The sequence below is a fragment of the Priestia sp. 10L35 genome (assembly GCF_056395685.1).
In genome coordinates this window covers 632,174-655,945 of sequence record NZ_JBFTKA010000003.1, presented here as the reverse complement: position 1 = coordinate 655,945, position 23,772 = coordinate 632,174, and the positions used below count along the sequence as shown (strand labels likewise).

The window sequence follows — 23,772 nt, the reverse complement described above, 5'->3', positions numbered from 1 at the left end:
GGCTTTTATTAATATTCAATAAAATGATGGGTAAATCATACCTTACAATTCTGATAAAAATAATATAAATTATAATATATATAGGGTAGTATGTTTACAGAATTTAAAGGAGTGTGTATGATGCCGTTCAGTTATGTTTCTCACTTATATTGTCCTAAATGTAAAAGAGAATATAGTCCAAAAGAAAAACATCAATTATGTGAATGTGGCTCACCTTTATTAGTAGCGTATGATTTAGAGAGACTGAAAGACAATCTAAGTCCAGGAGATGTCAAAAGTAGAGAACCGAATCTATGGAGATATCATGAATTGCTTCCAGTAGAAGATCCAGAAAACGTCGTTTCCTTAGGAGAAGGGATGACTCCGCTTATAAAAATGCCTAAGCTAGGTAAAGAAATGGACATTCCAAACTTATATATGAAAGATGAAGGCATTATTCCAACGGGATCATTTAAAGCTAGAGGCGCCGCTGTAGGGGTGTCAAAAGCAAAAGAACTGGGCGTTGAACAGTTAGCGATGCCTACAAATGGGAACGCCGGAGCCGCTTGGTCGCTTTATTCGTCACGCGCTGACATAAAAGCAACTGTTGTGATGCCAAAAGATGCGCCTGTTATTACACGAAATGAGTGTGCTGTCGCTGGCGCTGACCTTTACTTAGTAGATGGACTCATCAGCGATGCCGGTAAAATTGTCGGTGAAGCTATTAAAGCCTGGGGTCTTTATGACGCTTCTACGCTTAAAGAGCCGTACCGAATTGAAGGTAAAAAAACAATGGGCCTGGAAATTGCTGAACAGTTTTCTTGGAATCTTCCTGATGTGATTTTATATCCAACAGGAGGAGGGGTTGGTTTAATCGGCATCTATAAAGCGTTAAATGAATTAAAAGAGCTTGGCTGGATTAAAGGTGATCTTCCTCGTTTAGTTGCGGTACAAGCTGAAAACTGTGCGCCTATTGTAAAAGCATGGAATGAAAGAAAACAAGAATCTGAATTTTGGCCGGATTCTTCAACCATTGCCTTTGGTATTAACGTACCAAAAGCAATTGGAGACTTCTTAGTTTTAGAAGCCGTATACAATACAAATGGATGTGCGATTGCGGTGGATGAAGATAAGATTGTGGAAGAACAAAAAAAGGTTGCGCAGCTTGAAGGTTCGTTTATTTGTCCTGAAGGCGCAGCTACATTTCTAGCTGCACGCCGTTTGCGAGAAGAAGGATGGATCAAAGAAAATGAAACGGTTGTTGCTTTAAATACAGGGCTTGGAGTTAAATATCCAAACACAGTAGATATTGAAGTCCCTGTTTTAGAGCGAAATGGCAGCCTTACTAAAAAATAAAGCGAGTAAAAAAATAGATCTTCTTCTAAGCGAAGGTCTATTTTTTTATGTTAACGCAGATAAAACGTTTACCAAATGTAAAAAAATGTAATAATTGTGAATCTTTATATTCAAAACTATACGGGTGTATTTAGGTTTAAAGTTCGTCATATGGGGTATCTAAGAGAAGAAAGAGAGTATCTTTCTATCCGGAAAACAGCGTGGTGAGGGAGTAGAGCTGGCATATTACGCAAGTTGAAGAATATGCCAAAAGTAACACTGTAAACCAGCTTGCTTTTACAGTAGAAAACTTACTTGAAGCCACGAACGATTATACGGAGAAAGGAGTTGAATTTTTATCCCTCGACCCCCAGCCAACTCTTAAAGTTTTATTCTATGGACCGAATCATCCATTGCTTCACTTGTTAGAACGAGCTTTATATTTATTTTTAAGGCTACATAATTTTTGTAATAGAAACAGTGTATCTATTACAAAATAAAGCTTATATCTAATGGGTTGTAACAATAATTGTCAGATAACCTGAGTGGAAATTGATACCAATAAAAGTGTAAACCAGATGCGCTCTCTTTAACGACAAGTTACTATTTTAGCGACTGTAATTCCATCGAAAACGATCCCTATTTTAGGCGAAAATCGTTTTTTAAATAGCAATGAATTGTACGTTGAAATAAAAAAAGTTTATTTTGGTTTTAATTCATTTATTTGTTAGCGTTCCTTCCTCAGCATTTTTTGGCTTCAATCCCTTTAGCCATAACCTTTTTTAATATTTAACATCACATGAATAGTTTTTGTTTTTTACTTAAAAATAAAGAGAGTTACAACACATTTAAGTGTGAAATACAGTAAGTCAAATTTGACTTTACTACTCAGTCTTGTATAATCGTATACCGCGGAGGTGACGTAATGAAATGAAGTTTAATAAGAAAAAAATTAACGTCGTAGATATTGACAAAGCTAAAAAAAGCGTCTTTGCTACAGGAGTAGGAAACGCGATGGAATGGTTTGACTTTGGCTTGTATTCATATTTAGCCGTAATTATTAGTCAAAACTTTTTTAGTGCAGTTGAAAATGATCAGCTCAAATTAGTGTTCACATTTGCCACATTTGCGATTGCCTTTTTAATGCGTCCATTAGGCGGTGTTATATTCGGTAGAATTGGGGACAAGTTAGGAAGGAAAGTCGTTTTAACCACTACCATTATTTTAATGGCCTTTTCCACATTACTCATTGGGTTGTTACCTACATATGATCAAATCGGTATATGGGCACCCATCCTTTTATTAATTGCACGAATCATTCAAGGTTTTTCAACTGGTGGTGAATATGCTGGTGCGATGGTGTATATTGCAGAATCGTCTCCAGATAACAAGCGAAATGTGCTTGGAAGTGGACTAGAAATCGGTACACTTGTTGGTTATATTCTTGCTTCACTGCTAGCTAGCTTACTATTTTTTATTTTGTCGGATAAACAAATGGCCTCATGGGGCTGGAGAATTCCCTTCTTATTAGGATTGCCTTTAGGACTTATTGGTTTTTATTTACGAAGAAGTTTAGGGGAAACACCTATTTTTGAAAATGAACTTTCCAACGAAGACGAAGTTGAAGAAGAAAGCTTCCTCTCTATTTTAAAAAATCACAAAAAAGATGTGTTTGTTTGTTTCGTAGCCGTGGCTTTCTTTAACATTACAAACTATATGCTATTATCGTACATGCCTTCTTATTTGAATGAAATTATTGGTTTATCAAACACAGTTGGTACGGTATTAATTACGGCAGTTATGATTTTAATGGTGCCGCTTGCTCTTATGTTTGGAAAACTGAGCGACAAAATCGGAAACAAGAAAGTTTTCTTAATCGGTTTAGGCGGATTGAGCTTACTGTCAGCCTTTTCGTTCTATTTAATTAACTTAAATGGTTTAGTCTTTGTTTCAATCGGTATTCTTATTCTAGGTATCTTCCTTGCTACATATGAAGGAACAATGCCAGGGACGCTGCCAACAATGTTCTACACAGATATTCGCTACCGAACATTAGCGATCACGTTTAATGTTTCAGTGTCTATCTTTGGAGGAACGACGCCGTTAGTTGCGACATGGTTAGTTCATGCAACAGGCAATCACTTGGCTCCAGCGTTTTATTTAACCATCGTGAGCATCATCGGATTTTTCGTGATTTTATTCTTGTTTGCGAACACAGCAGGAAAATCACTCAAAGGTTCATACCCAACGGTTGCTTCTAAATCTGAATACAATGAAGCGGTTGAAAATCCAAAAGATTCATTATGGTGGAATACAGAGCAAACAGAAAAATAAAGTAAATAAACAGCAGGTGCTACATTAACTGCTGCGCAAAATATGAACACTTAAAAAGAGCCTTCTCCTTGTAACGCATAGAGAAGGCTCTTTTTATGATTCAATCATTTATCCCATTCCCTGTATTTGCTATCTTTGATTCTGTATGTTACGATTAAGTTAATTATTTTTGTTCGGTATAAGATTGAGAGAAGAGAAATCTCTTCCATAGAATTTTTTATCTTAAGATAGTATGGTTGGACAAGGGTAGTAATACAAGCGTGGAGTATTCCACACCAGGAGGCACTATTATGGAACAAGGTACAGTGAAATGGTTTAATGCAGACAAAGGCTTCGGCTTTATCGAAATTGAAGGCGGAGACGATGTATTCGTACATTTCAGCTCTATTCAAGGTGAAGGCTTTAAATCACTAGAAGAAGGTCAAAAAGTGACGTTTGATATCGAACAAGGCCAACGTGGAGCACAAGCTGCTAACGTTCATAAAGTAGCATAATTAAAACTAAAAAAGACTCCACATAGGGGTCTTTTTGCTTTGGATTTTAATAATTTAAAAAGATTACTTAAAAAATAAGTAGAGACATTTGTGACAGAATGCTATTAATGAAGGTTTACCTATATGTAAAATGTCGTGTCGCAAAAAAAGAGAAAAACCCCCCTTATGGTTATAGAACTGTATGCTTTAGGAGTACACATACGCCTGAAGGTATCAAAAATAACTAACCTTCGCTGGATTAGCCTTAAGAGATGCACATTATATTTCCCGATAAATAAAGTTAAAAATTTGATTATTTTTGATAGGAGAGAGGATGAGGGATATGAGTATAAGCTTATTTTCCAATGGAGAAATTGTAAATATAAAAGCATCTAATGAAAGAGTGATTATCTTAAAAAGCCATTATGTGAAAAACATGAAAAGATATTCTTATACAGTGGATAAATATCCAAGTACGTTTTTCTTTGAAGAAGAATTAATGAAACATGAATAAATATTGATTTATAGTTTGGATTTTGTCTATACTATGCTATACTGAATTTACCATTTGTATTACCGATTACTATTTTTGTATTAATAAGCCCTATTCCTCAGTGGATAGGGTTTTATTATGACATTTTCAAGGAAATGAAAAAGACAGACTCCAAGGAGTCTGTCTTTTTATATTTATGATGGATTACGCTTTTTGAACGTTAGAAGCTTGAGGGCCGCGTTGACCTTGTTCTACATCAAATGTAACTGCTTGACCTTCGTCTAAAGATTTGAAGCCTTCGCTTTGGATTGCTGAGAAATGTACAAATACATCGTCTCCGTTTTCGCGTTCGATGAATCCAAAACCTTTTTCTGCGTTAAACCATTTTACTTTACCTTGTTCCATAATTGTTGCCTCCTAGTGTGACACGCACACATTGTGTTACTATCCTTGCTCAAATCTATAGACGAAAGTTATGTAACTTATCAATCTTTACCGAACAAAAATAATTCTTCTTAAACTTAACAGAAATAGGGACTTATTGCAAGGATAGAGTCTGTACAGCTAGAATTTCTCTTTTCTCTATGTTTGCACTATGTGAGCTGAAAAACGATACGTAAGCCTCCTTAGTTCAAATAAAGAGAACGTTTGTGGTAAACTTAAATAGTAAAAAACATCTAAAAGTGAGGAATTATATGAACACAACTAAAAAACATCACAGGCCTAAGCGGCTAAAAATTGCTTTCCGAGCATTAATGGTTATTATCGGAGGAATTATTGCAGCTTACGGCTTAGAAACTGTCTTAATTCCAAACCATGTTTCAGATGGAGGGGTAACAGGGATTAGCATCGTCGCTTCAAACCTATTTGGCTTGCCACTTGGGGTTCTCATCGCCGTTATCAACATTCCTTTTGTATGGTTAGGATATCAACAAATTGGGAAAAGCTTTGCCATATTTTCCATCCTCGGAATTGTCTCATTAGCTGTCGGTACTAGCCTCATGCATCACACTCCAGCAATTATTGAAGGAGATACACTACTCGTAACCGTTGTTGGCGGTATTATCCTTGGGTTTGGAATGGGAATTGCACTTCGTAACGGCGGGGCCTTAGATGGCATCGATATGCTGGCCGTGCTGCTTTCTCGAAAACTGCCGTTTGGAACAAGTGATCTTATTTTATTCTTAAATGCATTTGTATTTATTTTCGTTTCATTAGTATTTGGTCTGCAAGGCGCGATTCTTTCTGCAATTGCATACTTTATTGCATCCAAAGTTATTCACATCGTAGAAGTAGGGTTAAGCGGATCGAAAACCTTCCAGATTATCACTTCTCAGCCTGCGTTAATGGTAGAGACAATACGTGATCGTTTAGGTCGAAGCGCTACATACAAAGAAGCTTACGGCGGTTATTCTCATGAAAAATTCAAGGAAATCACATGCGTAATCAACCGCTTGGAAGAAAGCAAAATGAAAGAAATTATCAACGAAATTGACCCGACGGCTTTTGTTACGGTATATGACGTAGCGGAAGTTAAAGGCGGTAATTTCAGAAAGAATAACATTCACTAAGTTCACAAATCAATACATTTGTACGAACACTCTGCAATAATCCACTTTTAGGTTGGGGTGTAGAGATCAGAAAAGCAGCGTGATGTTTTACATCCGCTGCTTTTTTATATCGTAAAATCCATTTAGTACAAGGCGCCCGTTGTACAGCTAACTTGCTTAGGGGCGGGTTTTAAAACCGGATATGCTGAAATAGTGAAACGGTCAGAATTAGAGTGGATAAGGTATCAGCAGATATTAATGTGATGATTTTTCTCGTCATCCAACAAATTCAACAGAAAAAATCTCTGAACATAAAAGAACAGAGATTCAACAGAATGATGACTCTTATATAATACAAAGGATGACTTTTCCTGTCTCAGAAAGGTCATCTTTATCGTACCACCACAAAGGATCTGGCGCTGTGCGTTTTCTCACAGCGGGGGAAGAAAAAATCTGCTATGGTATAGAGGTCGGAGTAAACTTTCTTAATTATGTGCGCTTCTTTCATATGTATCGAACCTGCTGACTGAGATCAGCAGGTTTTTTTAAGTTACCAGCTAGCTGTCATCTTTAAGGGGGCAAGATCGGTTAATCTTTATAGACAAATAGACTTTATACCATTTTACCTATACGTAAAATAGGTTAAAATAAAGAGGTGAGGCATGGAGAGAAAAGAGTTAAATAAGAGGTGCGTAACATTATAATCACAATTTATCTTACAGGATTATAACGGTGATTATATTAAATGGTGAACGTTGAAAGGGGATACATAGTTTTGAACACAAAATATCTAGATTTACTTGCACAAAAGTATGATACGGAAGAAAAAGTGGTAACCGAAATTATTAACCTTGAAGCTATTCTTCATCTGCCAAAGGGGACCGAACATTTTGTCAGTGATTTACACGGCGAATATCAAGCCTTTCAGCACGTGCTGCGAAACGGTTCGGGAAATGTAAAAGAGAAAATTAAAGACCTTTTTAAAAATGTATTATCTGACAAAGAAATCAATGAATTTGCGACATTAGTGTATTATCCTGAAGAAAAATTACCGTTAATTAAAGCGCAGTTTCGAAACAAAAAGGAACTCTATCAATGGTATACAGAAATCATTGATCGTATGCTTAATCTCATTTCGTACGCTTCTTCTAAATACACGCGTTCTAAACTGCGTAAAGCATTGCCAAATCAATTTGTGTACATTATTGAAGAGCTGCTATATAAAACGGATGAATTTACAAATAAAGAACAGTACTATACAAAGATTGTTCAGCAGATTATTTCTCTAGGACAAGCCGATAAGCTTATTATAGGGCTTGCTTATACGACGCAAAGATTGGTTGTGGACCACCTGCACGTAGTAGGGGATATTTATGACCGTGGACCTGAACCGGATAAAATTATGGATACGCTGATTAACTATCACTCCGTTGATATTCAGTGGGGAAATCACGATGTGCTATGGCTAGGGGCTTTTGCGGGTTCGAAAGTGTGTCTTGCCAATATTATTCGTATCTGCGCGAGATACGACAATCTAGATATTATTGAAGACGTATATGGCATTAACCTGAGACCGCTGCTTAACCTGGCGGAGAAATATTATGATGATAATCCCGCTTTTAGACCAAAAGTAAGCTCAAGTGATAAACTATCCGATCACGAGCGACTACAAATTACGAAAATTCATCAGGCCATTGCGATGATTCAATTCAAGCTTGAAAGTCCGATTATAAAAAGACGTCCTTTCTTTAATATGTCAGAAAGGCTGTTGCTTGAAAAAATTGATTATGATAAAAATGAAATTACGATATACGGAAACACGTATCAGCTAGAAAACAGCTGCTTTGCAACGATTAACCCGGCGCAGCCTGATCAGCTATTAGAAGAAGAAGAGCAGGTGATGGAAAGACTGCTGCTTTCTGTGCAGCATTCGGAAAAGCTGGCGAGACATATGAAGTTTCTGATGAAAAAAGGCAGCCTTTATTTGAAATACAACGGAAACTTATTAATACACGGCTGCATTCCTTTAGATGAACAAGGAAACATGGAAAAGATGACGATAGAAGATAAAACGTATGCAGGCCGTAACTTGCTTGATGTGTTTGAACATTATTTACAAGAGGCTTTTGCACATCCTGAAGAAACGGATGATTTGGCAACAGATATGGTCTGGTATCTATGGACAGGAGAATATTCATCACTCTTTGGGAAACGTGCAATGACGACGTTTGAAAGATATTTTATAAGTGATAAAACAACGCATAAAGAGAAGAAGAATCCATACTACTATTTACGGGAAAATGAGGAAGTCTGCCGAAACATCCTGGAAGAATTTAAATTAAATCCTGATCATGGTCATATTATCAATGGGCATACGCCAGTCAAAGAAATTGAAGGAGAAAACCCGGTCAAAGCAAATGGAAAGATGATTGTTATTGACGGCGGTTTTTCAAAAGCGTATCAGTCCACAACAGGGATTGCTGGATATACATTATTATATAATTCTTACGGCATGCAGCTAGTCGCTCACAAACACTTTAATTCAAAAGAAGAGATTTTATTAGAAGGAACGGACGTCTTATCCGTAAAGCGATTGGTTGACAAAGAACTAGAAAGAAAAATGGTTTTAGAAACAAATGTCGGAGAAGAATTGTTAAAAGAAATTTCTATTTTAAAAGATTTAAGAAAATATCGCTATAGTTAAAGATAAAAAAAGAGCAGTGTGCCTCTGGGGCTCCTGCTCTTTTCTTATTTAGTGGTACTACACCGTCATTTCCCAGCTCGACATTGCCAGCCAGTTCTCTTGTTCACGATAATCGGGCATAATTTTCCCGACAAGACGCCAAAACGACCGGTCGTGATTCATGTGAACCATGTGGCACATTTCATGAACGATTACGTAATCAATGACGTGCTGCGGTGCCATTGCCAGCCGCCAGTTAAAGGTTAGCTGACGCTTGGAATCACACGTGCCCCACGCTTTTTTGCTATCCGAAATCGAAATCGAGCGCGGCTTTGTTTTAAAATGTTTTTGATAGGAGGAGATACTCTTGGTTACTAGCGCTTTACATTGTTGATAGTAAAAGCGTTTGAGCGCTTGTTTTATCGCTTCATCGTCGTGCTGATTGACATAAATCTGAAGCGTGTTCGCTTTAAACACTACAGAATCCTTTGTAATGGTCGAATCGTGATGAATCTGTATCGGATAGTTTTTTCCTACATACAAAAAGCGTTCTCCGTGTTCATAGACTTTTTTCTTTGGTCCATGCGTTCTATCTTTCATTTCGTTTATTTTTTGCTGAATCAATGCCCAGTTGTTCTCTAATAACATCCGTACTTGTTCAGTAGACGTTCCTTTGGGAGCAAGGACTTCGACCGTTCCGTATCCGTCTACTTTAATCGCAAAAGAACTTCGATTTTTATATCGTATTTCATAATGGATACTCTGATTTGAAAAAGTGTGTATCATTTTATCCTCTATATTGTACGGTTAAGCCTCTTAGGAATTTTCGTGCAAAATTCTCTTTGCACGGTTTGTAATTTTTGTGGCCTTTTTTTCGTAATAAAGCACCTAATTCTGCTTTAGATACACGTATGCCACCGTCGTCGAATACTTCTAACATCTCTTCACTGGTTAGGGACAAAGCAATTTTTACTTTCTTTAATAAGACGTTATACATATTTTGATTGCTTTGAACCGGCGCTGGAGGTGCTTGCCCTGGTTTAGGGTCTTGTTCTCCTCTTTTAAAGGTAATAAAACCGTTTAAAAAAGAATCTAACATATTGTTACTGCACGTGATGTGTTCGTCCTCATGAACTGCATCCTCGTCTTCTTCGTCCGGCGTTCTCGTAAGGATCTTTAATACGTCTTCTTTTGTTACGTCTACTCCGCCAAGATTAAAGATCTCTACCATTTCTGTATTTTTTAAATCCAAGGCATATCGTAATCTAATTAAAATATCGTTATTATCCATTCTTGCTCCTCCTATAACTTGCTTACTGTATGTAAAAATCATGACTGCCACAATCTGAACGAACTTGGTCAATATCAGTACAATTATAGTAACAGGTTCCGCTGGAATTCTAGGTTATTCCATTCATTTCTACAAACATATAACTTCTCATATTTATCAGCCTTCGTCAACTCTTGAAAAAGAACGATTTGCTCATATTATGCCCGAACAGACTCTTTACCATAACAAAAATTAGGCGCCGCAGTCTGCTAAAGGAAGCAGAAGCAGCTTTATTTTTTTAAGAACGGATAGGACAATTTGTGAAGTTGCCGGATCCCTTTGTGCTGCTAGAATGATATATCTTACTAAATAAATAGTTTTACGTATTTATTAAGTATGTAATTAGGAGTATGATAGTAGTAAAAAAAGAAAGAGGTCAACAGATGAATTCAACATACTCACCAAGAGAATCAACCAAAATCAAAGCTTTATCTATGCATGCACTTTTTATCGCACTGACGTTTGTAGCGACAATGTTTATCAACATCAAGCTTCCAATCATGGGTAACGGAGGCCTCATCCATTTAGGCAACGTTCCTCTTTTTATAGCAGCCTTTATTTACGGCAAAAAGACAGGAGCCATCGCCGGGGCTTTTGGAATGGGGTTATTCGACCTCATCTCCGGCTGGACAGCATGGGCGCCGTTTACGTTTATTATCGTAGGGGCAATGGGCTTTTTAGCAGGTCTTATCTCAGAAAAAGCACCTGGTAAAAGAGCACTTGTGAACACACTGGCAGTTGCTGCTGCGCTGATTGTAAAAATCGTAGGCTACTATTTTGCCGAAGTGATTCTTTATCATAATTGGATCCTTCCGCTTGGCTCTATACCGGGGAATGTGATGCAAGTTGTTATCGCTGGCATCATCGTCGTTCCGCTTGTAGGACGCTTAAAGAACAGAGCTGTACAGATTTAATCGCTTAATTGTAAGTCGTTTTACCATTATCCTATCCTTAAGTGATATACTTGATAGATATTCATCAAGTGAAAGGAGCGGAAAACACCATGAAATATTTAAAATCACAGATGAAGCAGCTCATTAAAGACAATCAGGAACTGCAAGGTAAGCTGAATGGACTGATGAAAGAGCACAGCCTTGAAAAAAACTTTGCTCTTAAAGCTCTGTACCATGCAGAAGTGGCTGAAGGCGGGAAATATCAGCTTGCCTATCAAGCATTAGACGCACCGAAAAAGTAATGGCCTTGTTGCTCATTCGTATATTTCTTCATTATAAAAAGGCAGCCGAATCGCATATTTGGCTGTCTTTTTTAGCAAGTAGAATAACATAGCATTATGTTGGCTTTTGCACAACTTCTTTCTAACTGCTTAAATCTTGATAAATAGGGTATTAAAAAATAAATGCTACCGATCGTTCTAATTATATAAGAAAAGAGGAAAATAGCGATGACCGTATCTGTTTTAGAACAAGCAAAAGTAGAGTTACCGAATGGAGAAACAGTAAATTACCGAATGAAAAAAGGCGGAAAAGAGGTACTTTTGTTAATTCACGGAAACATGAACTCTTCCCTTAACTGGGATGTGTTAATGAATGAACTTCCAGAACATATCACAGCTTATGCGATCGATTTAAGAGGATTTGGAGACTCCACTTATCATACACCTATCCACACAATCAAAGACTTATCAGATGATGTCAAACTGTTTGCGGATGCTTTAAAGTTGTCTGCTTTTACAATAAGCGGGTGGTCATTAGGAGGAGCAGTTGCTATGCAATATGTGATTGATCATCCGAATGATGCCAAAAATTTAATTCTCTTAAGCTCCGTCAACATTAAAGGCTACCCCATTCCAAGAAGAACGTTCCTAGAACTGCCTATTCCTAACAACTTTATACAAACCAAAGAAGAAGTAAAAGAAGCATTTAGAATGGTAGAAAACGCAAAAGAAACAAAAAACACATGGTTTTTAAAAATGATGCTGCGTCAATTTTTATATACAAAAAATAAGCCGTCTGCTGATCAATTTGAAACATATTTAGAAGGAACGATCAAGCAGCGAAATTTAATTGATATCAATTACGCACTCATGAGATTTAATATTTCAAACGATTTTAATGGTGTTGTGGAAGGGTCAGGAGAGGTGGAAAAAATTACGATCCCTACTATGGTTATTCAAGGCGATGAAGATAAGATGGTTTCCACAAGAGATGCATCTGACATCGCGAAAGGCATAGGGGAAAATGCGACGTTAAAAATTATGAAAGGCGTAGGCCACTGCCCGTTGCTGGATGATTTAAGCAGTTTAATGGACTTATACAATGCTAATTTAAGCAGGGCTTAGAAAAAGTGAGATTTTTGCTGCTAACAGAAGTTTTATTATTGCTAGATGCAGCATGTTCTAAATTAACAATGAGAAAAGCCCTCTATTTTTTGAGAAGGCAGACAACTAGTAAGAAAACAATCAAAAAAACGTAAGGTCTTTTGAAGATGCTTACGTTTTTTATTGATGACACTTATCAAATTTAATGCTGTTTTTCAAAATAAAGAAACAGATTGGTAATCCATTTTGATAGCAGTATCACACCCAGATAAAATACAAATAAATAACCGTAAGTAGCCCATTCATGCAGCTGAAAAAAGCCAATCCCTGTTAATAGCGGTTTGAAAATAAAAGCAAAAAACAAACAAAGAACAGTTGCATATACATAGTAATTTTTATGATGGTTAATTGTCCATTGATAAAGAAGCATAAAAGAGACAGGAATAAGCGAAGCATCTAGGCTAAAGCTTACGGGTATGATTGTGTTGATTTGGTAAGGATACGTCCACAGCCCGTTATAAACTCCAGCGGTGTCACTATAGTGAAACCAAACGTGCACGTTAAATCCATAAAACCCTAAGTGAAAGGCTTTTTTTCGATCAATAAAAAAATAGAGAATGACTAAAGGTAAAATGAAAGCCCCCAAGGTAACCCAAAACTGCCAAGAGCCTGGAGTGGAGTATTGCTGCCAGTATTCAGCCCACGTTTTGGCTAGATTTTCTTGTATGCTATGTATCTTTTTTAGATATTCCTGTTGGTTTGCTGTCAATGTAATCCATCCTTTTAAGTAAGAAAAATTTCGTTACTTTTAAAATGCCCTTTTCTTAAGTTTTGGATACCTTTCCCTGTTGAGTTGTTTGTATTTTTCTGCACGTAAAACGACGTACGTATTTGGAGTGATCTGCATACTTACGTCAGTTTTGCTGCTCGGAGAGGCCATTTATCAGCTCATCATCTAAAAATAAAAAGCAGTTACAACGACTGATTTTTTCCATTTTTATGAAACTTTTAGCGCGGTTTTTACGTATAAAAGGTATCAATAAAATAGTAGAAAAAGGAGAGGTTTTTTTGTCTGAAGAAAAGAAAAAGACAGATTATCTAGGAATGGGGTTAGGGATGGGCGTTGCGATGGGGGCTTCTCTCGGTATGCTTATGGATAATATTGGGTTCGGCATTGCGGTCGGCACGGCCTTAGGTGTTGCATTTGGAACGGCAATAAATCAAAGGAACAAAAAGGAATAAAGTTTTGAAAGAAGGAGTTCAGAATGAAGTATTTTGACGAAGCAAAAGAACTATGGTTAAACTATGTCCCGAGAAATGGGCAGTCGGATATCGTAGAAGGAGAAGTCATCCGGGCCATTGAAAAGCTTCGCTGTGAAGCTCAAGGCAACGGAAATGCCAATTGGGACGGCGGATTTAAGATGCTGGTGCTATATATACTAGACGTATTGAATGATCCGGACGTATTCAGCACAGCTATGTTAGCCGAAATAAAAGCCGATGTTCACACCTTGCTCACTTCGACAGAAGATCCGTATTTAGAAGACGACGTATACGATCGTTTGACGGACTGCGTCATTGAGTGGCATATAGCCAAAGGCGGACCTATCAAACGAGAAAAAAATCCTCAATTGTATAGATAAACGTGAGAAAGGAGCTGTTTTAAACAAGCTCTTCTTTTTTTGAGTTTCTGAAGCTTTATTTAACAAACATGTATCTAATTACATTATGTGCTAAATAAATACATATAAAAAAGCAGCGGTTTACATCGCAGCAGTGTAGCATAAGCTTCTTAAAAAATCCATTCATAGATGGTTAAATGTTTGCTGACCTCCATAAAAAGTTCATAACTGACGCTGTTGCAAACACGTATAGTATTATATCTTTTACTAAATAAGAGATAAAGGAGAAGCGCCGATGTATATTCCAAAGTATTTTAAAGTGAATGAGGAACAAATAATGTATGAATTTATTGAAGACAATGGATTTGCCACTTTGTTTTCGTATCATAATGAAAAGCCTTATGCTACTCATTTGCCCCTGATGTTAAACCGGAAAGAAAAAGCTTTATATGGACATTTTGCTCGTCCGAATCTGCAGTGGAAAGATGCTGAAAATCAAGAAATTTTGGTTGTGTTTCAAGGGCCTCACTGTTATATTTCACCGTCTTGGTATGAAACGAATCAAGCTGTACCAACATGGAATTATGAAGCTGTTCACGTGTATGGCACCATGAAAGTGATTGAAGCACCAACAGAACTGCTTGGGCTGCTGAGGAAGATGGTGGAGAAATATGAAAGCCCGAGCAGTACATATACACTAAATGACGTTGATCCTGCTTATATGAATGGTTTAAGTAAAGGAATCATTGGGTTTAAAATCGACATCAGCAAAATAGAAGGCAAACAAAAGATAAGTCAAAATCATTCAGTCGAAAGACAGCAGTTAGTCATAGAAAAATTAGAGCAGACGTCTCGTGAAAATGAAACAAAAATTGCGGAGCTGATGAAGCAAAATGTGCAGCGCGTGCTTAAAAAGTAACCGCTGTTGGAAAAGATCAGCAGTTTGTTAAAGGGAAGATAAAGAGAAACTAACTATGTGTTTAGTTTCTTTTTTATGTTCACAACATTTTCTTGTTATTGACAAACAGGCTGTATATCCTTTAAAATTATCTTTAATTAAAGATAATTAAATTAAAGATAATTTTAGTGGAAATTAAAAAATTTATATATTATGAAAAGAGGCGGAGCAGATGGAATTGTTAGGGTTGCATCATGTATCTATTTTGACGGGGAAAGCTGAGAAAAACTATCAGTTTTTCACCAAAGTTTTAGGCATGCGATTAGTAAAAAAAACGGTGAATCAAGATAACACTCAGTCTTACCACTTGTTTTATGCAGATGGAGAAGGGACGCCAGGAACGGAAGTAACGTTTTTTGATATTCCGGGACTTGCAAGAACGCATCAAGGTGCATCTGACATTTCGACTGTTTCGCTTCGCGTTAAAAGTACGGATTCTTTACACTTTTGGAAAAATCGCTTTGAGCAGTACGGAGTGGAATATGAAGAAATAGCTAAACGAGCTAATCGTGATACGTTAGCATTTAAAGATTATGAAGGTACACGTTTGCTTCTTGTTGCGGACAACGGTGAAAAAGGGGTAAGAGCAGGTGTGCCTTGGAAGTGCGAAGACATTCCATTAGAACATGCGATTATCGGCTTAGGACCGGTCACGCTAACGGTGGGTACGCCAGAACCAACTGTTGACGTACTGACAAATATTATGGGATTTCGCTACGTGGGTTCTTATCCATCTCTTGCAGGAGATCATAGAGATATTTTGGTTTATGCAACAGGTGAAGGCGGAAGCGGAGCCGAAGTTCATATTGAAACGAGACCTGATTTGCCGAAAGTTCGCTTAGGGCGCGGTGGCGTTCATCACGTTGCATTCCGTGTTCCAAATGAAGAAGAATACAATAAGTGGGCAGCTCGATTAAATGAAAACAGCCTGCCGAATTCCGGTAAAGTAGAACGATACTATTTCAAAGCACTTTATTTCAGAGAACCAAACGGCATTTTATTTGAATTATCAACGGACACACCTGGATTTGCGACCGATGAACCGCTTGAAACGATGGGCCAAACATTAGCCCTGCCGCCATTTTTAGAGCCGAAGCGCAAAGAAATCGAAGAAAAGCTGAGACCGCTAGATTTGGATGAAACGCTATAGAATTCTGAAGGTGCCTACCGCCTATTAAGACATGAAAAAACTCCAGTATTTATACTGGAGTTTTTTAGGTTAACACTCATCGTGCCAGAAACCGCAACCACATGCACCAATAATAATGAGTAAAATAAACAGTACGATGATAATGGCAAAACCATTACATCCGTGGTGAGGAACGCCATATCCACATTCAGGAACCATATATCCATAGTCCGGCATTGAATACCCGCAGTGTGGAATCATGTGCTCATAAGCAGGAGCTGTATAGGCGTGGTGAGCCATAGCAGGTGAGAATGGCATATTTTCATTAGAACTAAAAGGTGCGTTTACGTTATTATGCATTTTGATATCTTCCCTTCATTTATAAAACTTTTATAAAGCTTTGATAACTTATTCATATGTTCCAAGGTCCTTATATGAAGCTTATTCACAGCCCAATTATGGTTGATTAACTATATTTTATGGTGAATGGAAATGAAGCAGTGAGTTTTACGATGCTTGTGGTCTTATAAGTTATGTCAGAAGGGAAGGGGGTTACCTGTTTTTGATTGTATACTGCTGTTTATAGAACGGGTTATGAGGAACGTTTTGATTTTCTTAATTCTATATCGTATACGTACCCAAGCTTTCGATGGTTCATAACGTCTTCAGGGGTTGTATTCCAAGGGTACATCGGATCTCTAAAGTTTTGACCAAATGGCCCGTTTTTCATCGGCTGATAGTTTTGATTACGATGAACAATTTGCCATACAGCCCAAATACGATCCACATTTGCGTGGTGTAAAAAGAAGACAGGATCATTCGGAGCAGTAGGTACAACGCCCATCTGTCCGCCAACCCAACGGTGTACGCGATTGTGAAGCTGCGGCCCGTTAATAAATCCTTCAAGCTGATTACGAAAGCTGTTTTGGCTGGTCATATCCCAAGGCGGCGTATCATACTGAGTTATTTTTAAAGCATTGAGAACATCATCTCGAGTAGGGAGTGTAGGTGCCTCTTTCGTTGCTCCAAAATTACGTTTTAGCCCGCCGGAAGGATTTCCTTGTTCATCGATCGTCGTCCAGCGCCCAGCTGCAAACGGACCGGTGTCGACGATAAAATCTTTTTTAGGATTTCCGTTTCCGCCCATAAAATCTGCACTCCAAATTTTTGATTGTGATGGATCTTGCATCTGTGCATCCGTTTCCCATTCCCAATAAGGAAGGGTTACTTCTGAATTGATTGACTGAAGGTCATGCTCGAATCGTAAAAGGTATTCACGATGCCATGGCAAAAAAGCAGAACTCATATGTGCTGCATTTCGATCGCTGCCCGGAGGCGTATGAAATTTACCCGCTGCACCATGCCACGCTATATAGCGGTCATATATCCCTTTTTCCTTTAGTATTAGCACGGTACGAACAAAATCTCTTTTTTCCATGTCGGTAAGATGTAATACGTTTTTTCTAACTCTGTACTTGTTACTCATTTGTAACCTCTTTCTAAAAAAAGAAGCAAGGGGCTGTTTCTTTTTTATATTTAGAATATGTCCAAGAGGTAAAAGTGCTACTGTAAATTTACAGAGACTTTTTTAAAGGTGTAAATCATAAATAGAGGTAAAATAAAAAAAGCAGGCATGCGCCTGCTTTTATTAACTGCATTATTATTAATGACCAATTGGATACATGGTCGTTACGCTGTAGTCGTAGTCTTTGCCTCTGTAGTCAGTATATACAACTCTAACTTCTTGGTTTAAAGAACTAATATACTTTTCTTTAACGTAGTTGCCAGATTTATTGTTGGTGCCGTCTTCGCCTTCGTTGATGACTTCTTCAGCAACAGACATCGCTTGTTTTTCATTTAAATACTTGCTGAATTGGCTTTTACCTTGATAATTGTTAACGCCTGGTTTTTGCATATGCGCGACAATGTGGCAATATCCATATTTATCATTTCCTTCTTGTAAGACAAGTTCTTTGCCGGTAAATAATCTGTCGCTTTGAGTCTCTGCAGAGCATTGGTTGCTTGATGTAGTGTCCGGTGTGCTACTCGATGTACTGCTTGAATTTTCATGCTGCTGAATGAGGGAAATGGGCGAATTGTTGGTAAATACAGCGATGAGGGCAATAACAAGTGCCACAATAGTGTATAGTATTTTGCTGTTTTTAAAAAAATCCATTCCTTTATGCGTCTCCTTTTTGAATCAACGTTAAAATCAAATCGACTTTCTTTTCTAGCTGATCAATTAAGTTTTGTTTTACTTGTTCTGATTGTAATAAAGCGCTTCTTAGTTCGTCCATATCTTTTTGCATATACGCACGGTTTTCTTTTTCTTGCTGCAGCTCCTTTTGAAGAGCGTGTATCGTGGACAGCAATTCTTTATCTTGGTTCATTTCTGCGTTCACCGCCTCTGTGTTGATAAAAAGCAACTTATGCCCACTATATAAAATACCACTACCTCCGCTGTAAATCGACTATTTGGATAGGAAATGAGTCCTCCCGGGTAAGGTTTTAGCAGGATATTGCTAGTTGAGAGGAGAATAGTATGGTTTACCGTAGATAGATAAGCTGCGCAGAAAAGAGGGAAGAAAATGTTTCCAGAATTAGAGACAAAACGGCTGATATTAAGAAAAATTGTAGAAGATGATGCCGGTGAGATTTTAAAATGCTTTTCTGATGAAGAGGTTCTGCGCTATTACGGGCAAAAACCTTTAGAATCGATCAACCAAGTGAAGGAGATCATTAAGAATTTTTCTAAAGGATACGAAGAAAAACAATTGATTAAATGGGGGATTCAGCTAAAAGGAAAAGAAAAGCTGATTGGAACAATAGGGTTTCAAGAGTGGTCTTCTGAGCATAAGAAAGCAAAAGTAAGCTATGCTCTTTTTCCGGAGTATTGGAACAAAGGATACGCAACAGAAGCCGTTCATGAAGCGATTTCTTATGGCTTCAACGAACTTCAATACAATCGTATAGGAGCGATTGTATTTACGCAAAATAGTGGATCTATCGCCTTGTTGAGCAAATTAGGATTTAAAAAGGAAGGGACGCTAAGAGAGTACCTGTTCCAAAACGGCATCCCGTTTGATACATATGTTTATTCGCTGCTGCGCGGGGACGCAAAGCTATAATGGCAAGCATAAAAAAAAGGAACACGGGGAGATGTTCCTTTTTTTATGCTTATATTTGTTATTAGAACGTACGTGCAGCTTCTTTAGCGCGAGCAATGCCGTCTTCTTTAATTTCTTGTGCTTTATCTGGCATTGCAGCCTGTCCTTCTACAAATAGGCTTCCGATAGAAGGAACGCCGAAGAAGTTCATCATAATGCGCATATAGCGGTGACCCATCTCTAATTCACCAGCAGGGCCGCGAGAGTAGATACCGCCGTTTGCTTGAATATGATACGCTTTTTTATCTGTTAATAGACCTACAGAACCTTCTGCTGTATATTTGAATGATTTTCCAGCTACTGCTACAGCATCTAAGTATGCTTTCATCACTGGTGGGAATGAGAAGTTCCACATTGGTGTAACAAATACATATTTGTCCGCTTGAGCAAATTGGTCACTTAACTCGTTTAAACGAGCAACTTTGCGCTGTTCTTCAGGAGTAAGCGCGTCAAATTCTGCGCCGCTTCCAAGTTTGCCCCATCCGCTGAATACATCGCCGTCGATGTGAGGGATATGTTCTTGATATAAATTAACGTGAACAATCTCATCCGTTGGGTTCACTTCTTTATACTCATTAATAAATGCGTCTCCCGCAGCCATACTGAATGATTGCGTAGCATCGTTAGGGTTTGCTGTAATATATAATACTTTTGCCATAATTCTTTTCACCTTTCTGTCTTCAATATATAAATGTTGTTTCATGAATTAAAGATAATATGTTCGAAAACATCTACTACGTTATTAATAGTAACTTACGTAACAAATTTAGTCAAAGGTTTTTTATTGGGTTTTATCATATTCACAAACGTTTTTAAGAATATTACGCTTTTGGGTTTTGTAGCTAAACCCTTTAAAAACAAAGGTTTTTTTCATTTTAAAGCGTTATTTTAAACGTTATTCATTTAGAGGAACTATCTTTTTTGAACGTAGATAATTAAAAAATAAAAAAGAAAAATCGTGTATTTTTGCTTCGTGCGTTATTAATAGTAACAAAAAATAACAGCGTTTTATCTTTCCTTTAAATCTATTTTCAGCGTAAAACGAGCAGGAAGGTGATCATTATTTCAAGGGAAATATAAGGGAGGGAAGAGAAAAGAAAAAGACCTCGATCTGCTTCGAGGTCTTTTTCTTTTCTCTTGAATTTAAAACGTTTTGGCCATTGAATGGGCTTTTTGGAGTGCTTTTTCTTTAATTTGCGGAATTTGATCCGGGAATTTTACTTGCCCTTCGATAATAATGCTTTCAAACGCTTCGATTCCAAAGAAGTCCATCATAATTTCTAAATAGCGGTGGCCCATTTCTCTTGCCATTTCAGGGCCTTCTGAATACACGTCTCCGCGAGATTGAATGTGAATCGCTTTTTTTCCTTTAAGCAATCCCTGAGCGCCTTCTTTTGTATATGTAAAGGTTTTACCTGACACGGTAATCGCATCAATGTACGTTTTCATAATCGCAGGAACAGAGAAATTCCACATTGGCGTGACAAAAATATATTTGTCAGCGAGTACGAACTGTCCGCCTAGTTCGGCTAATCGTCCCACTTTTAATCGTTCATCCGTTGATAAATCCTGGATGGAAGAGTGAGAACGAAGCTTTTTCCAGCCGTTAAATACGTCTGCATCTAAGTATGGAATATCTGCTTGATATAAATCTAAATGAACCACATCATCTTCTGGATGTGTTTGCTTATATACGTCTATAAATTCTTTCCCCACAGCCATGCTAAGTGATTCGTCTTCAGCTAAAGGGTGTGCAGTAATATAGAGAACATTTGCCATGATGCTCATCCTTTCTATGGAGTAGTTTTAGTAACTGACATTAATCTTGGACCCAGCTTTCTGCCCACTGGCTAATCGGCCCTAATATTTTGCCTAGCTCTGTTCCTTTTTGAGTCAGCGAATATTCAGAACGAATAGGGCGGTCGGGAATAACATTTCGGACAACGATGCCGTGGTCTTCAAGCTCTTTAATCCGTTCTGTCAAAAGCCTTCTGCTTAAGGCTGGTATACTTTCATTTAATTCACTAAAGCGTTTAGGACCGCTCATAAGTACATAAATGATTAATCCTGTCCACTTCTTGCCAATCAGTTCGAAACTTTTTTCTACTTTAGGTTGAATATCTTTTGGTTCGTCCATATTACGTATCCTCCTTCAAACAATATGGATGAAAAATAACTTATGCATTTATTGTAACAGAAAAAGCATAAAAACATGTGGAAACTTTGGGTGAAGCAGGGTGAAATGAATAATTTCACTAGTATTTGTACCTTGCTTTTCACTTTTTGAAAATCTTTCACACATAGGCTTGTTACAGCATACGATGTACGAATTCATTTTAAGAAAAGGTGGTATGGCCATGGCAGGAGTTATTAACATCTGTAACACAAGAATTAATGGTATGGCGAGGAACGGATCGATGAATTTTGGAGAAGTTCTTCACAACGGACACACAGCGGATGTTAAATCTGTTGGAATCAACTCAACATACGGAGACATTTCAGCTGCTTGTGCGCGAATGAAAAATACGAATTTGGATCAGGATGTATTTGATCAAACTGAATTGGCGAATGTTGATAACTCGTATGGCAATCAGATATAAAGGTGTGCTGCTTATAACAAATGAAGTTGTAAGCAGCTTTTTAGCTTGTCTTTTTCTTACGCGCATACTGGACAAGCTTCTGATCTTTTCCATTCTCATACATATAAAACTAATTCCTTTATCTTAACAGCAATAAAATGGTAAGGTATGACATGTGCAAGAAAGAGGCGAGACTATAAAAGGAGGCGCTATAAGAACAGTGTAGGGATGCGTCATCTATGTGAACCTAATAAAAATTGGTAAATAGTGAATCTTTTTTGCCCATGGCTCGTATTAGTAAATAGAGTAATTATTTTGATGAGGAAAAGAGGTAGTACATTGAAAAACAAAGGTTTGATCGCTACGATCATTGTGTTAGTGCTTGTTGTAATTTACGGAGTGAGCTCTTACAATAGTCTCGTTAGCGCACAGGAAGATGTAGATAATAAATTTTCCCAAATAGATAATCAACTAAAAAGAAGATCTGATTTAATTCCGAACTTAGTGGAAACGGTCAAAGGCTATGCTAAGCATGAGCAGGAAGCAATTGATTCAGTCACTCAGGCAAGAGCACAGCTAGCGGGAGCTAAAACTCCTGAAGACAAAGCTGATGCTAATCAACAGTTAAGCGGCGCATTAAACCGCCTGCTCGTAGTGGTTGAAAAATATCCGGATTTAAAAGCGAATGAAAACTTCAGAAGCTTAATGGACAGTTTAGAAGGAACGGAAAATCGACTCGCTGTAGCGCGTAAAGACTATAACGATGAAGTTGCAAAATACAATAAATCAGTTAAGAGATTTCCTAAAAGCATGTTAGCGGGTACGTTCGGCTTTGAAAAAAAGCCATATTTTGAAGTAACAAATGAAGAAAAAGAAGCGCCGAAAGTTGATTTTGGGAGCGATAAGTGATGAAATTTCTTGCTTCGTTTGCTTTATTATTGTCTCTTTTATGTAATACGGTAAGCGTTGCTTTTGCTGCACCTGATATTCCAAATGGGGTAGGCGATATTTACGTTCAAGATTTTGCCCATCTATTAAACGATCAGGAAAAAGCTGAAATAAATCAAATGGGCAGAAAATTGGATGATGAAACGAAAGCTCAAGTAGCGATTCTTACCGTGAATTCATTAGGTGATGCGGATATAGAAGAGTACGCGAATGAAGCTTTTCGAAAGTACAAACTCGGTGATAAAAAGCTGAACAATGGCGTTCTTATTTTACTCGCTAAAAAAGAACGAAAAATTCGAATCGAAGTAGGATACGGGTTAGAAGGAGCTATCACCGATATCAAATCGGGAGAAATTTTAGATTCTTATGCTATTCCTAACTTAAAAAATGGCAAATACGATACGGCGCTAGAAAGCACATACAAAGCTGTTTATAACCAAGTCGTGAAAGAGTATGATTTAGGAACAGACTTTGAACAAAAAGTGCCAAAAGCATCTCCGTCTTCCGATAGCGGTGTTCATTTCTCAACCCTTCAAACGCTGCTGATTGCAGCTGTTATTGTGGGCTTTCTTATTCTCGACTTCGTCTTTTTTAAAGGAGCGATTACACAATTTCTGCTAAACTTCCTTGTGATGTTTGGAGGAAGAGGCGGTGGCGGTGGCAACGGCGGCAGCGGTCCTCGCGGAGGGGGAGGCGGCAGCTCTGGAGGCGGTGGAGCGAGCCGAGGCTGGTAAAACGATAAGAGTAAAAAGAGGCTGGGATAAAAGTAGGTTAGTTGAAGGAAGATCCGAACGAGATGGATTCTTAGTTGAGAATCCATCTCGTTCGGATTTTTTATTTGTATGGTGAACATAGCTTTTATATATTCATTCAACTCATGTATCCTATTTGTGCATCTTTAGATTAAATTAATG

At 37.8% G+C, this 23,772-nt stretch carries 28 protein-coding genes; 17 read left to right on the top strand and 11 right to left on the bottom strand.

Going from position 1 to position 23,772, the window contains the following annotated elements:
- Positions 1-120: 120 nt before the first annotated feature.
- The 4 genes from AC1DEF_RS14630 to AC1DEF_RS14615 all read left to right on the top strand — a co-directional run bounded on the left by AC1DEF_RS14630 (position 121) and on the right by AC1DEF_RS14615 (position 4,635).
- The gene (locus AC1DEF_RS14630) at positions 121-1,335 is read left to right on the top strand and encodes a threonine synthase (RefSeq protein ID WP_097822874.1); all 1,215 of its coding nucleotides are present in this window, start codon (positions 121-123) and stop codon (positions 1,333-1,335) included.
- A gap of 909 nt (positions 1,336-2,244) precedes the next feature.
- A complete protein-coding gene (locus tag AC1DEF_RS14625; RefSeq protein WP_097822872.1) occupies positions 2,245-3,648 on the top strand; it encodes an MFS transporter in 1,404 nt (467 codons plus the stop codon).
- Between the two features lie 290 nt (positions 3,649-3,938).
- Positions 3,939-4,142: a cold-shock protein gene (locus AC1DEF_RS14620; protein ID WP_013056405.1), complete on the top strand. Its 204-nt coding sequence runs from the start codon at positions 3,939-3,941 to the stop codon at positions 4,140-4,142.
- A 322-nt stretch (positions 4,143-4,464) separates the two neighbouring features.
- Positions 4,465-4,635, top strand: a complete 171-nt coding sequence (locus tag AC1DEF_RS14615) for a hypothetical protein (protein WP_013058097.1) — start codon at positions 4,465-4,467, stop codon at positions 4,633-4,635.
- A gap of 183 nt (positions 4,636-4,818) precedes the next feature.
- Here the strand turns inward: AC1DEF_RS14615 and AC1DEF_RS14610 are convergent, their stop codons facing one another.
- Entirely contained in the window at positions 4,819-5,019 is a 201-nt protein-coding gene (locus AC1DEF_RS14610) for a cold-shock protein (protein ID WP_013058096.1), read from the bottom strand.
- A gap of 290 nt (positions 5,020-5,309) precedes the next feature.
- Between AC1DEF_RS14610 and AC1DEF_RS14605 the strand changes: the two genes are divergently transcribed.
- Together AC1DEF_RS14605 and fbp are read left to right on the top strand one after the other, a co-directional pair.
- Positions 5,310-6,185, top strand: coding sequence for a YitT family protein (locus tag AC1DEF_RS14605; protein ID WP_013058095.1), 876 nt, complete (start codon positions 5,310-5,312; stop codon positions 6,183-6,185).
- A gap of 754 nt (positions 6,186-6,939) precedes the next feature.
- Entirely contained in the window at positions 6,940-8,868 is a 1,929-nt protein-coding gene (fbp, locus tag AC1DEF_RS14600) for a fructose-1,6-bisphosphatase (RefSeq protein ID WP_043981285.1), read from the top strand.
- A 57-nt stretch (positions 8,869-8,925) separates the two neighbouring features.
- On the opposite strand, the gene AC1DEF_RS14595 is transcribed toward fbp, so the two are convergent.
- Positions 8,926-9,633, bottom strand: coding sequence for a M48 family metallopeptidase (locus AC1DEF_RS14595; RefSeq protein ID WP_097822871.1), 708 nt, complete (start codon positions 9,631-9,633; stop codon positions 8,926-8,928).
- 1 nt (position 9,634) lies between these two features.
- Positions 9,635-10,138, bottom strand: a complete 504-nt coding sequence (locus AC1DEF_RS14590) for a YehS family protein (protein ID WP_043981287.1) — start codon at positions 10,136-10,138, stop codon at positions 9,635-9,637.
- 422 nt (positions 10,139-10,560) lie between these two features.
- Between AC1DEF_RS14590 and AC1DEF_RS14585 the strand changes: the two genes are divergently transcribed.
- The 3 genes from AC1DEF_RS14585 (at position 10,561) to phaZ (ending at position 12,476) form a co-directional block, all read left to right on the top strand.
- Entirely contained in the window at positions 10,561-11,091 is a 531-nt protein-coding gene (locus AC1DEF_RS14585; RefSeq protein ID WP_097822870.1) for an ECF transporter S component, read from the top strand.
- An 89-nt stretch (positions 11,092-11,180) separates the two neighbouring features.
- Entirely contained in the window at positions 11,181-11,372 is a 192-nt protein-coding gene (locus AC1DEF_RS14580; RefSeq protein WP_013058089.1) for a hypothetical protein, read from the top strand.
- A gap of 207 nt (positions 11,373-11,579) precedes the next feature.
- Positions 11,580-12,476 (top strand): intracellular short-chain-length polyhydroxyalkanoate depolymerase, encoded by an 897-nt coding sequence (gene phaZ / locus AC1DEF_RS14575; RefSeq protein ID WP_097822869.1) that lies wholly within the window; start codon positions 11,580-11,582, stop codon positions 12,474-12,476.
- A 181-nt stretch (positions 12,477-12,657) separates the two neighbouring features.
- On the opposite strand, the gene AC1DEF_RS14570 is transcribed toward phaZ, so the two are convergent.
- Positions 12,658-13,224: a CBO0543 family protein gene (locus AC1DEF_RS14570; RefSeq protein WP_097822868.1), complete on the bottom strand. Its 567-nt coding sequence runs from the start codon at positions 13,222-13,224 to the stop codon at positions 12,658-12,660.
- A 230-nt stretch (positions 13,225-13,454) separates the two neighbouring features.
- Between AC1DEF_RS14570 and AC1DEF_RS14565 the strand changes: the two genes are divergently transcribed.
- The 4 genes from AC1DEF_RS14565 (at position 13,455) to AC1DEF_RS14550 (ending at position 16,185) form a co-directional block, all read left to right on the top strand.
- Positions 13,455-13,697 (top strand): glycine zipper domain-containing protein, encoded by a 243-nt coding sequence (locus AC1DEF_RS14565; RefSeq protein WP_141425861.1) that lies wholly within the window; start codon positions 13,455-13,457, stop codon positions 13,695-13,697.
- A gap of 23 nt (positions 13,698-13,720) precedes the next feature.
- A complete protein-coding gene (locus tag AC1DEF_RS14560) occupies positions 13,721-14,098 on the top strand; it encodes a hypothetical protein (protein WP_097822867.1) in 378 nt (125 codons plus the stop codon).
- Positions 14,099-14,372: 274 nt separating this feature from the next.
- A complete protein-coding gene (locus AC1DEF_RS14555; protein ID WP_097822866.1) occupies positions 14,373-14,996 on the top strand; it encodes an FMN-binding negative transcriptional regulator in 624 nt (207 codons plus the stop codon).
- A gap of 211 nt (positions 14,997-15,207) precedes the next feature.
- Positions 15,208-16,185, top strand: coding sequence for a ring-cleaving dioxygenase (locus AC1DEF_RS14550; RefSeq protein WP_097822865.1), 978 nt, complete (start codon positions 15,208-15,210; stop codon positions 16,183-16,185).
- Positions 16,186-16,254: 69 nt separating this feature from the next.
- Here AC1DEF_RS14550 and AC1DEF_RS14545 read toward each other — a convergent pair whose 3' ends face one another.
- The 4 genes from AC1DEF_RS14545 to AC1DEF_RS14530 form a co-directional block, all read right to left on the bottom strand.
- Positions 16,255-16,524 (bottom strand): YjcZ family sporulation protein, encoded by a 270-nt coding sequence (locus tag AC1DEF_RS14545; RefSeq protein WP_034276228.1) that lies wholly within the window; start codon positions 16,522-16,524, stop codon positions 16,255-16,257.
- Positions 16,525-16,756: 232 nt separating this feature from the next.
- A complete protein-coding gene (locus AC1DEF_RS14540; protein WP_097822864.1) occupies positions 16,757-17,650 on the bottom strand; it encodes a tyrosinase family protein in 894 nt (297 codons plus the stop codon).
- A gap of 177 nt (positions 17,651-17,827) precedes the next feature.
- The gene (locus AC1DEF_RS14535) at positions 17,828-18,340 is read right to left on the bottom strand and encodes a hypothetical protein (RefSeq protein ID WP_097822863.1); all 513 of its coding nucleotides are present in this window, start codon (positions 18,338-18,340) and stop codon (positions 17,828-17,830) included.
- Between the two features lie 4 nt (positions 18,341-18,344).
- Positions 18,345-18,566 (bottom strand): hypothetical protein, encoded by a 222-nt coding sequence (locus AC1DEF_RS14530; RefSeq protein ID WP_232217020.1) that lies wholly within the window; start codon positions 18,564-18,566, stop codon positions 18,345-18,347.
- 186 nt (positions 18,567-18,752) lie between these two features.
- Between AC1DEF_RS14530 and AC1DEF_RS14525 the strand changes: the two genes are divergently transcribed.
- Entirely contained in the window at positions 18,753-19,292 is a 540-nt protein-coding gene (locus AC1DEF_RS14525) for a GNAT family N-acetyltransferase (RefSeq protein ID WP_097822862.1), read from the top strand.
- Positions 19,293-19,353: 61 nt separating this feature from the next.
- Here AC1DEF_RS14525 and AC1DEF_RS14520 read toward each other — a convergent pair whose 3' ends face one another.
- The 3 genes from AC1DEF_RS14520 to AC1DEF_RS14510 form a co-directional block, all read right to left on the bottom strand.
- Entirely contained in the window at positions 19,354-19,989 is a 636-nt protein-coding gene (locus AC1DEF_RS14520; RefSeq protein WP_013058078.1) for an FMN-dependent NADH-azoreductase, read from the bottom strand.
- A 485-nt stretch (positions 19,990-20,474) separates the two neighbouring features.
- Positions 20,475-21,110 (bottom strand): FMN-dependent NADH-azoreductase, encoded by a 636-nt coding sequence (locus tag AC1DEF_RS14515; protein ID WP_028414603.1) that lies wholly within the window; start codon positions 21,108-21,110, stop codon positions 20,475-20,477.
- A gap of 40 nt (positions 21,111-21,150) precedes the next feature.
- A complete protein-coding gene (locus AC1DEF_RS14510) occupies positions 21,151-21,468 on the bottom strand; it encodes a winged helix-turn-helix transcriptional regulator (RefSeq protein WP_013058076.1) in 318 nt (105 codons plus the stop codon).
- A 220-nt stretch (positions 21,469-21,688) separates the two neighbouring features.
- Here AC1DEF_RS14510 and AC1DEF_RS14505 point away from each other — a divergent pair, with 220 nt between their 5' ends.
- From AC1DEF_RS14505 to AC1DEF_RS14495, 3 genes are all read left to right on the top strand, one after another.
- Positions 21,689-21,931 (top strand): spore germination protein, encoded by a 243-nt coding sequence (locus AC1DEF_RS14505; RefSeq protein ID WP_013058075.1) that lies wholly within the window; start codon positions 21,689-21,691, stop codon positions 21,929-21,931.
- 318 nt (positions 21,932-22,249) lie between these two features.
- A complete protein-coding gene (locus AC1DEF_RS14500) occupies positions 22,250-22,819 on the top strand; it encodes a LemA family protein (protein ID WP_097822861.1) in 570 nt (189 codons plus the stop codon).
- Positions 22,819-23,592: a TPM domain-containing protein gene (locus tag AC1DEF_RS14495; protein WP_097822860.1), complete on the top strand. Its 774-nt coding sequence runs from the start codon at positions 22,819-22,821 to the stop codon at positions 23,590-23,592. The genes AC1DEF_RS14500 and AC1DEF_RS14495 overlap by 1 nt, the downstream gene beginning before the upstream one ends.
- Positions 23,593-23,772 lie beyond the last annotated feature (180 nt).

What these genes read in the sequence shown, in the direction of transcription:
- AC1DEF_RS14495 (WP_097822860.1), top strand. Translation starts at nt 22,819, where the DNA reads ATGAAATTTCTTGCTTCGTTTGCTTTATTATTGTCTCTTTTATGTAAT.
- AC1DEF_RS14585 (WP_097822870.1), top strand. Translation starts at nt 10,561, where the DNA reads ATGAATTCAACATACTCACCAAGAGAATCAACCAAAATCAAAGCTTTA.
- AC1DEF_RS14560 (WP_097822867.1), top strand. Translation starts at nt 13,721, where the DNA reads ATGAAGTATTTTGACGAAGCAAAAGAACTATGGTTAAACTATGTCCCG.
- AC1DEF_RS14565 (WP_141425861.1), top strand. Translation starts at nt 13,455, where the DNA reads ATGAAACTTTTAGCGCGGTTTTTACGTATAAAAGGTATCAATAAAATA.
- AC1DEF_RS14625 (WP_097822872.1), top strand. Translation starts at nt 2,245, where the DNA reads ATGAAGTTTAATAAGAAAAAAATTAACGTCGTAGATATTGACAAAGCT.
- AC1DEF_RS14505 (WP_013058075.1), top strand. Translation starts at nt 21,689, where the DNA reads ATGGCAGGAGTTATTAACATCTGTAACACAAGAATTAATGGTATGGCG.
- AC1DEF_RS14525 (WP_097822862.1), top strand. Translation starts at nt 18,753, where the DNA reads ATGTTTCCAGAATTAGAGACAAAACGGCTGATATTAAGAAAAATTGTA.
- AC1DEF_RS14540 (WP_097822864.1), bottom strand. Translation starts at nt 17,650, where the DNA reads ATGAGTAACAAGTACAGAGTTAGAAAAAACGTATTACATCTTACCGAC.
- AC1DEF_RS14630 (WP_097822874.1), top strand. Translation starts at nt 121, where the DNA reads ATGCCGTTCAGTTATGTTTCTCACTTATATTGTCCTAAATGTAAAAGA.
- AC1DEF_RS14510 (WP_013058076.1), bottom strand. Translation starts at nt 21,468, where the DNA reads ATGGACGAACCAAAAGATATTCAACCTAAAGTAGAAAAAAGTTTCGAA.
- AC1DEF_RS14545 (WP_034276228.1), bottom strand. Translation starts at nt 16,524, where the DNA reads ATGCATAATAACGTAAACGCACCTTTTAGTTCTAATGAAAATATGCCA.
- AC1DEF_RS14595 (WP_097822871.1), bottom strand. Translation starts at nt 9,633, where the DNA reads ATGATACACACTTTTTCAAATCAGAGTATCCATTATGAAATACGATAT.
- AC1DEF_RS14555 (WP_097822866.1), top strand. Translation starts at nt 14,373, where the DNA reads ATGTATATTCCAAAGTATTTTAAAGTGAATGAGGAACAAATAATGTAT.
- AC1DEF_RS14580 (WP_013058089.1), top strand. Translation starts at nt 11,181, where the DNA reads ATGAAATATTTAAAATCACAGATGAAGCAGCTCATTAAAGACAATCAG.
- AC1DEF_RS14520 (WP_013058078.1), bottom strand. Translation starts at nt 19,989, where the DNA reads ATGGCAAAAGTATTATATATTACAGCAAACCCTAACGATGCTACGCAA.
- AC1DEF_RS14615 (WP_013058097.1), top strand. Translation starts at nt 4,465, where the DNA reads ATGAGTATAAGCTTATTTTCCAATGGAGAAATTGTAAATATAAAAGCA.
- AC1DEF_RS14515 (WP_028414603.1), bottom strand. Translation starts at nt 21,110, where the DNA reads ATGGCAAATGTTCTCTATATTACTGCACACCCTTTAGCTGAAGACGAA.
- AC1DEF_RS14610 (WP_013058096.1), bottom strand. Translation starts at nt 5,019, where the DNA reads ATGGAACAAGGTAAAGTAAAATGGTTTAACGCAGAAAAAGGTTTTGGA.
- AC1DEF_RS14550 (WP_097822865.1), top strand. Translation starts at nt 15,208, where the DNA reads ATGGAATTGTTAGGGTTGCATCATGTATCTATTTTGACGGGGAAAGCT.
- AC1DEF_RS14535 (WP_097822863.1), bottom strand. Translation starts at nt 18,340, where the DNA reads ATGGATTTTTTTAAAAACAGCAAAATACTATACACTATTGTGGCACTT.
- AC1DEF_RS14590 (WP_043981287.1), bottom strand. Translation starts at nt 10,138, where the DNA reads ATGGATAATAACGATATTTTAATTAGATTACGATATGCCTTGGATTTA.
- AC1DEF_RS14605 (WP_013058095.1), top strand. Translation starts at nt 5,310, where the DNA reads ATGAACACAACTAAAAAACATCACAGGCCTAAGCGGCTAAAAATTGCT.
- AC1DEF_RS14620 (WP_013056405.1), top strand. Translation starts at nt 3,939, where the DNA reads ATGGAACAAGGTACAGTGAAATGGTTTAATGCAGACAAAGGCTTCGGC.
- phaZ (WP_097822869.1), top strand. Translation starts at nt 11,580, where the DNA reads ATGACCGTATCTGTTTTAGAACAAGCAAAAGTAGAGTTACCGAATGGA.